Below are 15,794 nucleotides of genomic sequence, written 5' to 3' on the forward strand. Positions count from 1 at the left end.
GGTCATGAGTAAGCGTCTGGTCGTCGATACCCACGCCAGCACCTGCTATTTCCGCACCTCGGTCGAGGACGGTGAACGTAAGGCACTGGTCCAGATCACCGAACGGTGCAACCTGCACTGCGCCCACTGCTTCGTCTCCTCCACCGAGTCAGGGATCGACATCGCCCTCGAGGAGATGGTCGAGGTACTGCTGCCCCGGCTGCGGCGAGCCCGAGTGACCCGGCTGACCTTGACCGGCGGCGAACCGTTCGTGCATCCGCACCTGGTGGAGATGTGCGCCGCGGCGGCGCACATGAGCCTGCCGGTAAAGATCTGCACGAACGCTACCCAGACCAGCGACGCGCAAATCGCTGCCCTCGCTGAGCTGGGCAACGTGCGGGTCAATGTCAGCTTCGACGGGTTCCGTCCTGCCTCGCACGGCCGGTTCCGGGGCAACCGCGACTCTTTCCCGGTGACCCTGGAGACGACGCGTAGGTTCGCCGCCGCTGGACTGTTGCACGGGATCCTGTCGACGCCCAACGTACTGACCCGGCCGCAGGAATTCGCCGAGCTGTGCGCGTTCGCCGCCGATCTCGGTGCCGCGTACGTGTTGATGAACCCCTTGTCGAGCTTCGGCCGAGGTGTGAAGTCCCACGGCCGGCTCGCCGCGCCGGAGCAGACGATGCGGGCGATCGCCGCCGCCACCGCGCCTCTGGCCGATCGGGTCGAGCTGGTGCCGATCCGGTTCCCGAACGACGACCGGCCGTTGTCTGGCTGCGACGCCGGCACGCTCATCTACGTGTTCGCCAACGGCGACACCGCCGTCTGCCCCTATCTCGTCTTCGCCGCCCGGACACCACAGTCCCGGCACGCCGACCACGAGTTCCTGGTCGGCAACATCCTCGACGGTGAGATCGCCGACGCCCTCGACCGGTACCGCTTTCACGACCGCTACCAGGTCGGGGCGAACGCGACCTGCGGCGCCTGCGCGTTGAACAGCTCCTGCGGCAAGGGCTGTCCGGCGGCCGTGGTCGCCGCCGGACAACGCATCGGCGCGCCGGACGCCGAGCAGTGCCCTCCCGAAGCCGTTCGGCTCCCGCTGCTCCCGATCCACGCCGTCAGGTCCTGACCTGTCATGTTCATCGTGATCGAGGGACCCAACGGCGTCGGGAAGACAACCGTGGCGGGGCTGCTGGCCGAACGGCTGCGCCACCGCGCCGGTCAACCCGTTCATCTGACGACCGAGCCCACCCGGACCCGCCTGGGCGCGCTGCTGCGCGAGGCCGAGGCCGTCATTCACGGCCGGGCCCTCGCCCTCGCGATCGCCGCCGACCGCACCATGCACGTCGAAGACGAGATCATTCCCGCGCTCGACGACGGCAACATCGTGATCAGCGACCGCTATGTGCAGTCGTCACTGGTCCTGCAACGGGTCGACGCGGTCGACCCGCGCGAGATCTGGAGCTACAACCGGTACGTGCTGCAACCCGCTATCTCCCTCTACCTTGTCGACGACGCACACGTCATCGGTGCCCGCCTCGCTGCCCGCCGGAGCCTGACAAGGTTGGAGGCCACCGGCACGCCCGAGCGCGAGTTGCAGCTCTACGACCAGGCGTTCGAGTTCCTCGGCCGCCAGTCGTGGCATCAGGCGAAGGTCGACTGCCGCGGTCGGGATCCGGACCAGGTCGTGTCCGCCATCCTCGACACGTTGGACCCGCTGCTCGCCCGACGCCCCGCGGCCTGAAAGGCTCGCCGCGTGTTGTCGATCCTGACGCTGAACATCCAGGCCGCCTCCCGGCGGCGCGCCGATTCGCTGCTGCGGTGGCTCGCCGGCCGCCCGGAGCAGATCCTTCTGCTGACCGAGACTAGCGGCGGCGACGGCAGCGCCTATCTGCTCGACCACTTCCGCCGCGCCGGCTGCCAGGTGCAACACCCGCCCCTGGACAACGACCGCGGGGCCGCGATGATCAGCCGCGTTCCGGTCACCGCCCGCCCGGATATCACCGCCAGGCTGAGCATTCCCGGTCGGGCCGTCGCCGCCACCGCTCACACCGATCCACCTGTCACCGTCCTCGGCGTCTACGTGCCGTCCAGCGACCGTGCCCCGGCCAAGGTCGCCCGCAAGCGGGCGTTCCTCGCCTCCCTCGTCGACACCCTCGACCGCCTGCCGAGCAACGAGCGGGCACACCTGCTGCTTGGCGGGGACTACAACGTCATCACCCGCAGCCATCAGCCGCCCTACCCCGGGGTATGGCGGCCGTTCGAGTACGCCCTGTTCGACGCGCTCACTGCCGCCGGTCTCACCGACGCACACGACCACCTCGCGCCCGGCGTTCAGGAGCACAGCTGGTTCGGGCGGGCCGGCAACGGCTACCGCTTCGACTACCTGCACGTCGGCGCCGCGTTGCGTGACCGGCTTCGAGGCGGCGGCTACGTCCAGGAGCCCCGCGAGCAGCACCTCACCGACCACGCCGCAGTCACCGTCGACCTGGACCTGCCGATCGACCCGCACGACGTACGTGCCGTGCCGCAGATGGCTGAGCCTGCGACGCTGTTCTAGACCCTGGCCACCATCCCCGCCGCCCGGATCAACGAGTCGTAGGTGTCACTTGTTCGCTCTAACGGCACATTCAGCGAGACGGCGAATCGGTCAAGCTCTGCCTGGACCTGCTCACCGGCCTCGCCCGCCCCAATGATGCGCTCGATCTCCAGGAAGGTGCCGATGCCGTCCACCTCGTCCAGGCACAGCGACACCAGCCCGAGCGCCACCGTGCGGCGGACCTTGCGAATCCGCACCGTCGGGTAGAAGCCCATCTGCTGGATCGCCGCATCCATCTGATCCCGGTCGGCCACCTCAGTCTCGTGCTCGACGCACGACTGCTCGTTGGCCACCGGTGTCTTGACCGTCAGCAGATGCCGTCCCCGCTCAGTGCGCAGACGGGCGAACGGGACGCCGATCTTGGACTGGCCATACTCCCAGCCGACCCGCGCGTAGGCCTGATCATCCTGAACCACGGGCGCCGACAGAACGATCCCACGCGCGGCCAGCGCCGCCTCCAGCGCCGCGAGATCGACGACGCGGTACTTGACCTCCACCTCGCACGCGGCCATCGCGGTCTGGCCCGCCGGCTGGGGTACGTCGATGTTCGTCACGTCGTCGCAGCCTACGGCCTGACCGCAGGAGCCCGGGCTTCGCCACGCGCCTGCGGCGACTGCCGATGAATGGCGGCGGTCACGGCTTGCGGGCTACCACGGCGTACTGCGGCACCGCGGCTACGCCGCCGGCTGTCTCGTTGCGCCACAGCGAGCAGGAGACGAGCCCAGGATCGAGGACTTCCATGCCCTGGACGAAGTGCAGGATCTCGTCGCCGCTGCGGGCGCGGATCGGCGGTGTCGCGTTGGCGTTCCAGTACGCCATCGCCTCGCGGTTGGCGTCACCGCCGAGTTCATAGGTCGGATGGGTCACCGCGAGGTAGCTGCCTGGGGGCACGGCGTCCATCAGCCTGTGCACGCTCCGGTGCGCGTCGGCGTCGTCGGGGACGAAGTTCAAGATGCCGAGCATCAGGATGGCGGTCGGCCTTTGGAGGTCAAGCGTGGCCGCGGCGGCGTGCAGGATGCGTTCCGGATCCCGGACGTCGGCTTCGACGTAGTCGGTGGTGCCCTCGGGCCCTCCGGTCAGCAACGCGCGGGCGTGTACGAGGACGAGTGGGTCGTTGTCCACGTACACGACCCGGGACTCGGCTGCGTGCGCCTGGGCCAGGCTGTGGGTGTTGTCCGCTGTCGGTAGTCCGGTGCCGATGTCGAGGAACTGACGGATGCCGGCGTCGACGAGGTACCGCACTACGCGGACGAGGAACTCCCGGTCCGCGCGGGCGACCGCGACGATCCCTGGGAACATCGTCTGCACGTGGGCTCCCACGTTCCGGTCGACCTCGAAGTTGTCCTTGCCGCCGAGCCACCAGTCCCATACCCGGGCGTTGTGGGCGACGGTGGCATCGAGACGGGGCGGCCCGTCGGGATTCTCTGTGCGCCTCGGCACCATCGCCTCCAGGACATGAGGGTGCGTTCGGACCTGCCGGAAAGTTGGCTGCTCCGCTGCCGGTTTCGGCAGGCGATAGCTAACGCGATTGGGCTTGTGTCGGACACCCTCGACACGAACCTTCGACACGGTTCGCACTTCGAATCCGGGCGCTCATCGATGATCCCGGAGCTGCCGGGTCGCGTTTGGTCGCCGTCTGCAGACCCACACAGCGTCTCGGTGCGCTACGGACTTCAGTTCGGGCGGCGAGGGGGCCACGTCGCAGGTCACCGGCGTTGCGATGTCGAAAGTCCGTATCGAATGTGGCCGACCCCGGGAACTTCTGCACCGCCTGCCTTGCCGGTCAATACCCCGTCCCGGTCGACATCAGCAACGGCAAGGACATCCTGAAAAACAGGTAACTGCTCCCGCCCGTCTTTCGCGAGGTATGAGCGCATCGCAGCGGTGCAGGCTGCCGAAAATCCCTGGCGGACCGAGTCACACCATTGCCGCTGCGATCCGATAGTGTCGCCCTTAGCGAGTCGAACACCATCGACGGCGTGCTTGGCAAGTGTTGGCATGGGTGAAGGGCCAGCTCATGAGCGACCGGCAGCAGCTCCAGGAGGCCAAGCAGGCTCTCGGTCGTAAACTCGCCGCTTGGCGCACGACTCGACAGCTCATTCAGGGGGATCTAGCGCGGAAGGTCCACAGCAGCCGCAGCACCGTGGCCATGGTCGAGCGCGGCCGTCAGGTGGTGGACCGGATCTTCTGGCTGCAATGCGAGTCCGTGTTGGGCGCCAACGGCGACCTGATCACCGCCTACGACACGTATCGCCAGCTAGAGGCCCGGCACAGGGCGGAAAGGGCCGCGGCAGCAAGCCGGGCCCGGTGGGGGCTGCTGGCGGACGGACTCGTTGAGGCCGGCGAGCCCAGCCCAGACCTGGGGACGACCGCCCTGCACGGGGATGATCACTCGCTGGAACCCGCCTCAACCGGCACAACCAATGTCGAGGAACGGATACCACATGCCGGCGCCTCGCGGGACAAGAGAGACCGGCGGACACTGTTGATGGCAATCGCTGCTGTCGCCGCCGGATCGGGGTTGATCGGTCTGACGCCAAGCACCGCACGCCGACGAGTCGGTGCCGGCGACATCGCCCGGATCGAGGCCGTCACCGCCCTGTACCGGTCGGTCGACTACGAGATCGGCGGCGGGGCACTCCACACGGAAATAAGCCGTTTCGCCGAAGCCACGTCGATCCTGCTCACCTCGGCAGACAGCGGCCAAGAGACCACAAGCCTCGCCACCGCCGTCGCCGGTGCCCGCCAACTGGCCGGCTGGACGGCGTTCGACGCGGGACGACACAGCGACGCTGGTCGTCACTGGCTCGCCGCCGAACGCACCGCCGTTGCGGTCGGCGACCAACGCCTCGCCGCGCGGATCCGCTACTGCCAGGCCCGCCAGTTCCAGCACCTGCACCACAACCAGGACGCCCTCGCTACTGTCCGCCTCGCCTACGACGCACTCGGCCGCGAGGCCACGCCCGCGTTGCTGGCCATGCTGCGCGGTGCCGAGGCCGCCTCGCTGGCCGCGCTCGGTGAGCACACCGAGGCAGTCGCCTCGCTCAAGCTGGCCAGCGGGCACTTCGAGGACATCGATCCAGACCGCGAGCCGGACTGGATGCGCTTCTACGACCGCGGCGAGTTGCTCGCCCAGTACGGTCGCGTCTACCGCGACATCGCCCGTCACGACCGCCGCCACGCCGACGCCGCCGTGGAATGGACCGAGGCCGCGATCAGAGCGTTCGGCCCACAGAACGTGCGCAGCACCGTTCTGAACACGGTTGGCCTGTGCAGCGCGCTTGCCCTGGCCGACGATCCGGGCCGGACCATCACTGTCGGCGCCTCCGTGATCCATCAGGGCCGGCAACTGACGTCGCGGCGAGTCCAGGACCGTATCTGCTACCTCAGCAGAGACATCCCCCCGGACACCCGCCACAGCGGTCTCGCCGATTTCCGGCACACCGTCACCCGCCTTGCAGCCGCATGACCCGCAGCGGAACCAACAACCAAGACATCGGCGGCCGTTTCGGCGAAACCGCGATGCGGCGAGCTGCCCGGCAGGTCGCGACGCAACTGGGCTTCAACGGCGAACACGCACTGCTACTACGGCTGACCAACAACGCCGTGTTCGCCCTCCCCGATGCCGGCATCGTCCTCCGGATCAGCCGCTCCCACAGACTACGACAGCGGGTCGCAAAAGTTGCCGCGCTCGGCCGATGGTTTGCCCAGATCAACGCACCCACCATCCGGCTCGCCCCCGACTTCGAAGAACCAATCGACGTCAGCGGGCTTCAGGCCACCATCTGGACCTATCTGCCGCCCCAGCCACCCGCACCGGATGTCACCGAACTTGGCAGGACCCTGCGTGCCTTCCATCAACTCGGAACCCCCGATCTGCCGCTACCGGTGTGGGATCCAGTCGATGATGCCCGCGCCCGTCTCGCCGACGCCGAAGCCCTGCCTGATGCCGACCGACGGTTCCTGCTCGATTGGTGCGACCGGCTCGAACCTCACGTCGCCGCGCTCAATGAGCAGACACCACCCGGCCTGGTGCACGGGGACGCGCACGTCGGCAACCTCCTGCGCCACCGCGACGGCCGCACCGTGCTGTGTGACTTCGACGCCACCTGCCTCGGCCCCTGGCAGGTCGACCTGGTCGCCGTCCCGGTCGGGGAAGCCCGCTTCCGTCGCTCTGACGCCCACGCCCGCCTCGCTGACGCCTATGGCTACGACGTCACCACCGACCCCGCCTGGCCGATCCTGCGAGAAGCCCGCGAACTGAAGATGGTCGCCGCCGCCGTGCCGTTGCTCGCCTCCGGGCCAGGCGTTGCGCACGAGTTCACAGTCCGACTGCGGTCCATCCAACAACGCGACGACACCGCACGCTGGACCCCGTTCGCGGAGCTTTAACCACCGGCGGGAGTGGCTCCGCTGGCCGATCGTCACGCTTACCTTCGCCATCGGTAGGCACGTGCGCTGTTCGGTGTCGAGATTTCGTGTCGAGGGTGTTCGACATCGGCGCCTTGACGTTGAGTGGTGAGCGCGACTGGCACGAAGCCAACCCCTAGCAATCGTCGGCACCGCCCGCACCGAAGGAGGTGATGGCATGATCCCCGCATCTCAGGTCGAAGACGTTCGACGTCGGCGCGCAGGCGTTGAGTGGTGAACGAGGTGGGGATGGTGCGCCGCTTGGCGATCTTCGGCACCACCCCGACCGACGAGATGTATCAGCAGATCCCCGCACCTCAGGCGCTCGCTTAGGGCGACGGGACCACAAGCCGCCCCATCTCCGCAGACTCGTTCGGCTGACGAACGGCAGCAGTACCTGCTCTGCCTTCAACGCAGCCTGACCAGCCGCTGCCGAAGGATGCTGGCCGATCGGTCGCCGTTTCCCCCGGCGCGGCGCGCTGCGTGGCATTGGTCTCGCGACGGCTGGAGCCGCTGTCGTCGGGTGTGGGTGTGTCGCCTGAGGTCCTGTCCGTCCTCGGGCTTCTATCGGGAACAACGGGGTCGTTCGGTTGAGGCGGCCGTGACGGTTAGGGAGAGTGGCGCGTCCATGAGTGTCGACACGATGAGCAGCGACGGCCTGCGCGATGTGATGGTCGACGAGCTGATCGCCGATCACGAGGCTAAGGGCCTGGCGATGCGGCCCGAGGTGGAGGCGGCGCTGCGGGCGGTGCCCCGCGAGCTGTACACGCCGGGTGTCCCCGTGGCGGAGGCGTATCGCAGCGACACCGCCGTCATCACCAAGAAGCGCGGTGACGAGACCGTCAGTTCGGTGTCGGCGCCGTGGCTGATCGCGGAGATGCTCGGTCAGGCGGCTGATGCCCTCGATGGCGGCTTGCCGGGCCGGCACGTGCTGGAGATCGGATCGGGTGGCTACAACGCGTCGCTGCTGCGCGAGCTGGTAGGGCCGTCGGGTTCGGTCATGACTGTGGACATCGACCCTGAGGTGACCGAGCGGGCCGTGGCGTGCCTGGCGGCGGCGGGGTACGGCGATGTCACCGTCGTATGCGCCGACGCCGAGCAGCCAATCGACCCGGGTCGCCGCTTCGACCTGATCATTGTGACGGCCGGGGCGTGGGACATCCCGCCGGCGTGGATCACGCAGCTCGTCGAGGGCGGCGTGTTGGTCGTGCCGTTGCGCACGTTCGGGATGACCCGGTCCTGGGCGCTGCGCCGTAACGGCGACCGGCTGGTCAGCCAAAGCCAGCGGCTTTGCGGGTTCGTGGCGATGCAGGGCGCCGGCACCCACGAGATGCGGTATGTCGACGTCGCCGAGGGTGTCCACCTGCGGCTGGATGAGGGCCAGCAGGTCAACCCGGAATCGGTCCGCGGGCTGCTGTCGCAGCCGCGGGTGCAGGCGTGGGCCGGGGTGGACCTACCGCCTCGTACCGTCCTGGCCGACTTGGACTTGTGGCTGGCGGCCCGTCTTGCCGATGAGGTGGATCAGCTCGTGGTGCTCTCCGCGCAGCAGGAGGCCGTTGACGCCGGCGTCGTCGCCCCCGGGTGGCGGTTCGGTACGCCCGCCGCCCTGCACGACGGCACGTTCGTCTACCGCTCGGCGTTGTGTTGGATCGCGGACATGTTCGACCTGGGTGCGTGCGCTCACGGGTCCAACGCCGTTGCTGCGGCCGGGCAGATGGTGGCACACATGCGCGCCTGGGTGGAAGCAGGCGAGCCCTCTCCGAGGCTGCACGTCCTGCCCGCAGGGACTCCCGACGGCGACCTGCCGGCCGGGACGGTGCTGGACAAGCGGCACAGCCGCCTTGTCCTCACCTTCACCTCCGCATAGGAAGGGAAACGCGAGTGGAGACCAAGGTCATCGATCCCGACGAGTTCGACCTGGACATCACGCTGGTGGACGTCGGGCCCGCCGCCAGCGGGTACGCCACCAGCACCGACGACAACTGCGGCTCGGGTAACACGGGCTCGAACGCCTGCTCCGGCGGCAGCAAGTAACCGACCCTCACACCCTCTTTCGGGGCCCGGCGTCCGCCGACGCCGGGCCCTCCGATTCTCGGTGGTGCATCATGTTTCCCACGGCTGGTGCGGCGCTGATCAGAGTCGCCGCCTACCCGAGCGGTCTGACCCTGCCTGCCTGGCCCGACCTGACGTCCGACCGGCCAGAGCAGTGGCGGGAGTGGCTGAACCTGGTGTGGGCGCTGCCGGGGTTCGCGGCGGCCGTCGCCTCCGCCACACCGCAGTTGGCCGAACAGATCAGCCGGGTCGTGACCGGCGGGCCGATTCCGGAGGACCGGCTCCGACGCCTGGTCGGGTCGGCGGTGCGGTACCTGCTGCGGTGGACCACTCGCGCGACACCGTTCGGCACCTTCGCCGGGGTGGCCCCGGTCGGATTCGGTGCCCGCGCGGCGGTTCGGTGGGGCGAGGCGCACCAGGCGGTCGTCCGCCCCGACGGGCGGTTCTTCGCTGAGCACACCGCGCGCGCCGAGCAGGATCTGACCGTCCTTCGCGGCGTCGCAGTGGTGACGAACTCGTTGGGGTACCGGCGCGGCGGGATGTGGGTCCTCCCCTGCGCTCGCGCCGACGATGACCGCAGGTGGGATATCGAGGTTCGTCTGACCTGGCCGGTGCAGGTGGCGATACGAGCGGCGAGTTCCCCGATCATGTTCGGCGAACTCGCCGCACGAATCGGCAGGCTTGCGCACGCTGAAATCGACGGGGCCGAGCGCATGTTGGCCTCGCTGGTCAAGGCGGGTGCGCTGCTGTCGGCGCTGCGGCCGGCGATGACCGTCACCGACCCGGCCGCCTACCTGGCCCGCCACGTCCCGATACCTGATCCAGGTGATCGGGTGGCGGTGGACCTGCGTGTCGATGTCTCGGTGACGCTGCCGCCGGCGGTGCTTCAGGAGGCGGGCCGTGCCGCGTCGACGCTGGTGGCGGTGGCACCGCATCTGCCCGGATGGGCGGAATACCACCGCGCGTTCATTCAGCGGTGGGGTCCCGGTGCGGCCGTGCCGTTACGCGACGTCCTGAACGTTTTGGGCTTCCCCGCCGGATACCGGGGGTCCGCCCGGCGCGTACCCGTGGTGTTCACCGCTCGCGACCGGCTGCTCGCGCAGCTTGCCCAACAGTCGGCGCTGAACGGCTGCGCGGAGGTGGTCCTCGACGAGGAGCTGATACGCCGCCTGCGGGGAGACGACGACCGGCCGCCGATCCCGCACACCGAATTGCGGTTCACCCTCGCCGCCGCGACCCCGCAGGATCTGGACCGGGGCGCGTTCACGTTGACGGTGGTCAGCGGTGCCCGCCACGCCGGGGTTTCCGCCGGCCGGTTCCTGCACCTCCTCACCTCCGCCGAACTGGCGTCGTTCCAGCGCGTCTACCGGAACCTGCCGACTGCCCTGCCCAGCGCGGCCACGGTGCAGTTGTCCGGCCCTCCGCTGGACGCCCGCCTGGCCTCGGTCGCCCGGACACCGGAGCTGCTGCCCGTCCTGCCCGTCGGCGACTTCCATCCTGACCCGTCGTTGACGGTGGCGGACCTGGCGGTGACCGGCGATGGCCAGCGGCTGTGGCTGGTATCGCGGACCAGCGGCCGGCCGGTCGAGCCGCTGCTGCTCAACAGCGTGCTGCTGCCCGGGCTCCAGCAGCCGCTGATGCGGTTCCTGACGGAGATCTGGACGGCGTGGATGGCACCCTGCAGCAGATTCGAGTGGGGACACGCAAGCGGCCTGCCGTTCCTGCCCCGCGTCCGACGCGGACGCAGCGTCGTGCATCCCGCCCGCTGGATCATCGACCGGCAGGCCCTCCCCCGCACGGCGCCGTGGCCGCAGTGGCGCGACGCCTGGCAGCGACACCGCGAACGCCACCGGCTCCCGGACGAGATCCTGGTCGGCGACGACGACGTGCAGCTGCGCCTGGACCTGAACGACACTACGCATCTGGCAGTGCTGCGCCGGCACCTCGATCGGCATACCCGCACCGTCGTCGCCGAGGCGCCCGGCCCGGTCGGCTGGATCGGCGACAGGCCCGCCGAACTCCTGCTCACCCTCACCCATATGCAACCGGCCACCCGCCCGCCTCGACCGGCCCGGGCCGCGACCGCCCTGCAGCACCGGCCCGGACTGTCACCGTGGCTGGAGACCAGGCTGTACGGCCGGCTCGACGACATCCTCACCGACCTCGCCCGCCGAACCGACCACCTCCTGCCGGCGGGCTGGTGGTTCCTGCGCTATCCCGAGCCCGAGCCTCACCTGCGGCTACGCATCCCACTCCACGATGCCGATTTCCCTGGCACTGTGAGAAGCCTCGCGGAGTGGGCGCAGCGATTGGAGTACGACGGCGTCCTGCACGACTACACCCTGCACAGCTACCGGCCTGAGACCCGCCACGGAACCGGGGCCACCCTTGCCGCTGCCGAGGCGGTGTTCGCCGCTGACTCCCGCGCCGTCCGGCAGCGGTTGACCGGCGACCGCCTGGCCACCGCCGCCGCTGGCATGATCGCCATCGCCGACGGCTTCACCGGCGACGGGCTGCGCTGGCTCGCCGAACACGTTCCCCACCACAGCGGCCCGCGACTCGAACCCGCCCAGCTTGACCTCGCCCGCACCTCTCAACGTGACGAAGGTCTGGCTAGGGCGTTGGCCGCCTACCGGGCGCTTGCCCACGCCGACGGCCTCGACCTCGACCTGGTGCTGGCCGACCTGCTGCACCTGCACCACGCTCGCATGATCGGCGTCGACATCGCCTCCGAACGGCACTGCCTCCGCCTGGCCCGCACCATCGCCCGCACCAGCCAGGCAACATCGTGACCGCTGGACAGTCCCTCGCCGACGGCGCGGCCGGCATCGCCCTTCTGCATCTGGAAACCGGCAACTGGCCAGCCTCGCACGCGGCCCTGCGGGATGCCACCGCCCACGGCGTCAGCATCGCCGCGGGAGCCAGCCTCTTCTACGGCGCCCCCGCGCTCGCCTTCGTCCTCGCCGCATCCGACCAACCGGGCCTTGCCCGAGCGCGAACGATCGCAGCAGTCGGGACCGCTACGGTCACCCGGCGGCGGCTGCAGGCGGCTCACCGCCGCATCGACTCCGGCCGGCAGCCGCACTACGCCGAATACGACCTCATCCGCGGTCTGACCGGCCTCGGCGTCGCCCTGCGCCGCCTCGGCGACCACGACCTGCTCCGCCACGTCCTGGACTACCTCGTGCGGCTCACCGAACCGGTCAACGACCTCCCCGGCTGGTGGTGCGCCAACGGACCCGACCGCCGCCAGCCACCACCCGCCGGAGGCCACGCCAACCACGGCATCGCCCACGGCATCACCGGCCCTCTCGCGCTACTCGCGCTCACCCTCCGCGACGGCATCACCGTCGATGGACACACCGCAGCGATCGGTCGTATCTGCCGATGGCTGGACACCTGGCAGCAGCACACCCCGGGCATCACCTGGTGGCCGCAAACCCTCACTCTCAACGACCTGCACCGGGGAACACCGGCACAACAACAACCGCTACGCCCATCCTGGTGCTACGGCACCCCCGGAATCGCCCGCGCCCAACAACTGGCCGCCCTCGCCCTACACGACACCACCCGGCAGCATCTCGCCGAGACCGCGTTCACCACCTGCGTCAATGACCCCGCGCAGCTCGGCCGTCTCACCGACCGCCGCCTCTGCCACGGCACCGCCGGGCTCCTCGCCACCGGCCGGCGTATCGCCGCCGACGCCCTCACTCCGATACCCCTCACTCCGCTGACGGGCCTTCACCACCACGCTGCCCGAAACGCCGACGAGCCCACCGGACTTCTCGACGGCACCACCGGCTGCCGCCTCGCCACCGCCGCGACCACCTCAACATCGTGGGATGCCTGCCTCCTACTCAGCTGACGAAAGGCCCGCCATGGACACGACCGCCTGGAAACAGGTGAACATCAGCTACCCCGGCCACAGCCGCCAAGAACGCGAACAGCACGCGATACCCCACCTCAGCCGCGTCCTACCCGCCGCCGAAACCGCCGGCATGATCACCGCCTGGTGGTTCATACGCAAAGGGCCATGGCGCATCCGATATCTACCCGCCGCACCGAACAACGGCCCCGACCCGGTACGCCGCCTGCTCACCGAGGGTGCCGCCTGGACCAGCGACATCTACGAACCCGAAATCCACGCCTTCGGCGGCCCCGACGCAATGAACGCTGCACACACGCTGTTCCACCACGACAGCCGCCACCTCCTCACCTACCTCCACGACCACCCCACCGACCGCCGGGAACGCTCACTCATCCTGTGCACCACACTCATGCGCGCCACAGGACTGGACCTCAACGAACAAGGCGACGTATGGGCACGAGCCGCCCAGCACCGCGCCGAACACCTCAGCCAATCCCCCACCGCCGACCTCAGCACCTGGGAAGCATTCATCGGCAAGGTCCGCCAGCTGCTCCAGGGCACAGCCCGCACTGCCAGTGACTGGCAAACCGCGTTCGAGAACACCGGCCCGACCCTCCGATGCCTGCGCGACACAGGCAAGCTCACCCGGGGACTACGCGCCGTCATCGCGGAGCACGTGATCTTTCACTGGAACCGGATCGGGATACCCGCCACAACGCAAGCCACGCTCGCACAAGCAGCCACCGAAGCCATCTTCGGCAGTGCTCCCCTACTAGCCGAGCACGAGTGGTCACGCAGGGGCACTCGACCGCCGCTCACCCGCTTGCGGTCGCGCGCACTAGGAGCACCATCCACGCAACGCCAACCCCACAGGTTTTAGAGCATTTCTCGATGCCGGGTTTCGACACTCGCTCTCCCTACCGCGCTGGCACGCCACTCGAACCAGCTCAACGCCCGGGTCGGCTGCGATCCCGCTAATGTGGAATCGCCGCGTGTCACACACCGCAACAGCTGGCTCGACGCGGGCCGATGCAAGCGGAAGGGCCGAGCTCATGATCGATCGTCAGGACCTCCAGCGGGCGAGGAATGATCTCGGTCGCAAACTCGCAGCCCTCCGCACGTCCCGGGGACTCATTCAGCAGGCACTCGCACGTCAGGTACACACGACGCGCAGCACCCTCGCCATGGTCGAGCGCGGCCGGCAGGTCGTGGACCGGATCTTCTGGCTCCAGTGCGATTCGCTGTTGGACGCCCAAGGTGAGCTACTCGCCGCCTACGACGCCTACCGACATCTCCAATCCCAGTTCCAGACACAGCAGGGCGAGGCCGCACAACGAGCACGGTGGGGAGCGGTATCCGAGGTGGTGATGACAGCCAGCGACGCCACAGCCGGAAGCTACGGCGAACCGCTCGACCGACGCCCACAGGACCGATCCTGCGGCGGGCAACCCGATGCATGCCCACCACCACGGCGCGGGCAGTCCCTAGCCGCTGAGGCGGAGGCCGGCCGGTGCGAGGAAGACGACCAACGCACCGCGGCACGCATGCTGGCCGAGCTGCGCCGCCACCTACTCGCACCCGGGCAGCCGAAGCATGCAATCGAGCCCACCACGCTCCCGGCGGTCCGTCACCGGGTGGCTCACGTCCACAGCCTCTATCAGCGTGGCAATTACGCCGAGACGGTCCGGGCGCTACCCGACACGCTCGCGCAGGCAGGCCTCTTGACCCGCACCTGCACCGACACCCATCGCATCCGAGCCGCTGCCGCTCTGGCTGCGGCGAACCTCGCCGCCGCCAAGGTCGCCGTCAAGCTCGGCGATCCCAGCCTCGCCTGGGTAGCGGCCGACCGCGCCGCTCGTATCGCCGCCGACCAAGCCGAGGACACTGCCCTCGTCGCCGCGGCGGCGTTCTCCGTGGGCACTGCCCTCTTGGCGATGCCGAACCGTGCCGACGACGCCGAAGACGTCGTGCTCTCTGCCCTTGACCGCATTACAGAGACCCCACGACGCGGGCCGCAGGCACTGTCAACCTACGGGGCGCTGACCCTGCTCGCAGCCCTGGTCGCCGCCAGCCAGGCCCAGCCCGCCGCAGCCGAGCAGCACCTCAACGACGCGGACGCCCTTGCCCAACGACTCGGCAGTGACCGCAACGACCTTTGGACCGGGTTCGGACCAACGAACGTGATGATTCACCGCATCAACATCGCCGCCCGAGCGGACCGGCCGCAGCTAGCCATCCACCTTGGAGGACGACTCGACACCTCGTCGCTGCCCACAACTCTGGTAAGCCGCCGCGCCCAAGTCCACCTCGACCTCGCCGCCGCCTACGCCTGTTCGCCCGCCAACGATCCCGCAGCCGTGCTGCACCTGCTCGAAGCCGAACGCATCGCGCCCCAGACGGTGCATGTGCACGGCAGGACCCGTCGTCTGATCGGCAACCTACTTGCCCGCGAACGGCGCGCCGTCACCCCCGGCCTACGGGCTCTCGCCGAACGCGCTGAAGTCGCCGCATGAAGCCCAACTCGTTGAACAACCGTCTGCTCTACCTGGTGGTCTGCGCCGCTCCACCGGCCCGGCACATCACCGAACTGGTCGAGGCGGTACAGCGCGACGGCTGGGACGTGCACGTCATAGCGACCGAGACCGCACACACCTGGCTTCCCACCGAACAGTTGGCTGCGGCGACGGGACAGCCCGTCAGCTACCGACAGCGGCAGCCTCACGAACCCAGCGGCCTGCCGCGCGCCGATGCCATCGCGGTCGTCCCAGCAACCTTCAACACCATCAACAAATGGGCCACCGGCATCAACGACAGCCAGGCTCTCGGCATCCTCAACGAATCCCTCGGTGCGGATCTACCGATCATCGCCTCCCCCTACGTCAAACC

General features: G+C 69.1%; 14 protein-coding genes. 12 read left to right on the top strand and 2 right to left on the bottom strand.

Annotated elements, in window-relative coordinates:
- The 3 genes from C1I95_RS36530 to C1I95_RS23495 all read left to right on the top strand — a co-directional run.
- Nucleotides 1-1,108, top strand: a 1,108-nt coding sequence (locus C1I95_RS36530; protein ID WP_233513833.1) for a radical SAM protein, incomplete at its 5' end; no start/stop codon positions are given.
- 15 nt (nucleotides 1,109-1,123) lie between these two features.
- Nucleotides 1,124-1,723 (top strand): dTMP kinase, encoded by a 600-nt coding sequence (tmk, locus tag C1I95_RS23490; protein ID WP_158566452.1) that lies wholly within the window; start codon nucleotides 1,124-1,126, stop codon nucleotides 1,721-1,723.
- 12 nt (nucleotides 1,724-1,735) lie between these two features.
- On the top strand, nucleotides 1,736-2,539 hold the full coding sequence (locus tag C1I95_RS23495; RefSeq protein ID WP_111216700.1) for an endonuclease/exonuclease/phosphatase family protein: 804 nt from the start codon (nucleotides 1,736-1,738) through the stop codon (nucleotides 2,537-2,539).
- Here C1I95_RS23495 and C1I95_RS23500 read toward each other — a convergent pair.
- Nucleotides 2,536-3,132 carry a class IV adenylate cyclase gene (locus C1I95_RS23500; protein WP_233513834.1) on the bottom strand — a complete coding sequence of 199 codons (597 nt, stop codon included), beginning with the start codon at nucleotides 3,130-3,132 and terminating at the stop codon, nucleotides 2,536-2,538. The two genes, C1I95_RS23495 and C1I95_RS23500, sit on opposite strands and share 4 nt — an antisense overlap.
- Before the next feature lie 79 nt (nucleotides 3,133-3,211).
- Nucleotides 3,212-4,021 (bottom strand): SAM-dependent methyltransferase, encoded by an 810-nt coding sequence (locus tag C1I95_RS23505; RefSeq protein ID WP_111216702.1) that lies wholly within the window; start codon nucleotides 4,019-4,021, stop codon nucleotides 3,212-3,214.
- 574 nt (nucleotides 4,022-4,595) lie between these two features.
- On the opposite strand from C1I95_RS23505, the gene C1I95_RS36535 reads away from it, so the two are divergent.
- The 9 genes from C1I95_RS36535 to C1I95_RS23550 all read left to right on the top strand — a co-directional run.
- Entirely contained in the window at nucleotides 4,596-6,047 is a 1,452-nt protein-coding gene (locus C1I95_RS36535) for a helix-turn-helix transcriptional regulator (protein WP_233513836.1), read from the top strand.
- Nucleotides 6,044-6,970, top strand: coding sequence for an aminoglycoside phosphotransferase family protein (locus C1I95_RS23515; protein WP_111216704.1), 927 nt, complete (start codon nucleotides 6,044-6,046; stop codon nucleotides 6,968-6,970). Before C1I95_RS36535 ends, C1I95_RS23515 begins: the two co-directional genes overlap by 4 nt.
- 646 nt (nucleotides 6,971-7,616) lie before the next feature.
- Nucleotides 7,617-8,855: a methyltransferase, FxLD system gene (gene fxlM, locus C1I95_RS23520; protein ID WP_111216719.1), complete on the top strand. Its 1,239-nt coding sequence runs from the start codon at nucleotides 7,617-7,619 to the stop codon at nucleotides 8,853-8,855.
- A gap of 14 nt (nucleotides 8,856-8,869) precedes the next feature.
- Nucleotides 8,870-9,022 carry an FxLD family lanthipeptide gene (locus C1I95_RS23525; RefSeq protein ID WP_199523873.1) on the top strand — a complete coding sequence of 51 codons (153 nt, stop codon included), beginning with the start codon at nucleotides 8,870-8,872 and terminating at the stop codon, nucleotides 9,020-9,022.
- Nucleotides 9,023-9,093: 71 nt separating this feature from the next.
- A complete protein-coding gene (locus C1I95_RS23530) occupies nucleotides 9,094-11,832 on the top strand; it encodes a lantibiotic dehydratase (protein ID WP_111216706.1) in 2,739 nt (912 codons plus the stop codon).
- On the top strand, nucleotides 11,829-12,905 hold the full coding sequence (locus C1I95_RS23535) for a lanthionine synthetase C family protein (protein WP_111216708.1): 1,077 nt from the start codon (nucleotides 11,829-11,831) through the stop codon (nucleotides 12,903-12,905). The genes C1I95_RS23530 and C1I95_RS23535 overlap by 4 nt, the downstream gene beginning before the upstream one ends.
- A gap of 13 nt (nucleotides 12,906-12,918) precedes the next feature.
- Complete coding sequence (locus C1I95_RS23540) at nucleotides 12,919-13,788, top strand: thiopeptide-type bacteriocin biosynthesis protein (protein WP_111216710.1); 870 nt, start codon at nucleotides 12,919-12,921, stop codon at nucleotides 13,786-13,788.
- 172 nt (nucleotides 13,789-13,960) lie between these two features.
- Nucleotides 13,961-15,421 (top strand): helix-turn-helix transcriptional regulator, encoded by a 1,461-nt coding sequence (locus tag C1I95_RS23545; protein ID WP_158566453.1) that lies wholly within the window; start codon nucleotides 13,961-13,963, stop codon nucleotides 15,419-15,421.
- On the top strand, nucleotides 15,418-15,794 hold a 377-nt coding region (locus tag C1I95_RS23550), incomplete at its 3' end, for a flavoprotein (RefSeq protein WP_233513838.1). The genes C1I95_RS23545 and C1I95_RS23550, both read left to right, overlap by 4 nt.

This window comes from Micromonospora craterilacus (genome assembly GCF_003236315.1).
Lineage (GTDB): Bacteria > Actinomycetota > Actinomycetes > Mycobacteriales > Micromonosporaceae > Micromonospora > Micromonospora craterilacus.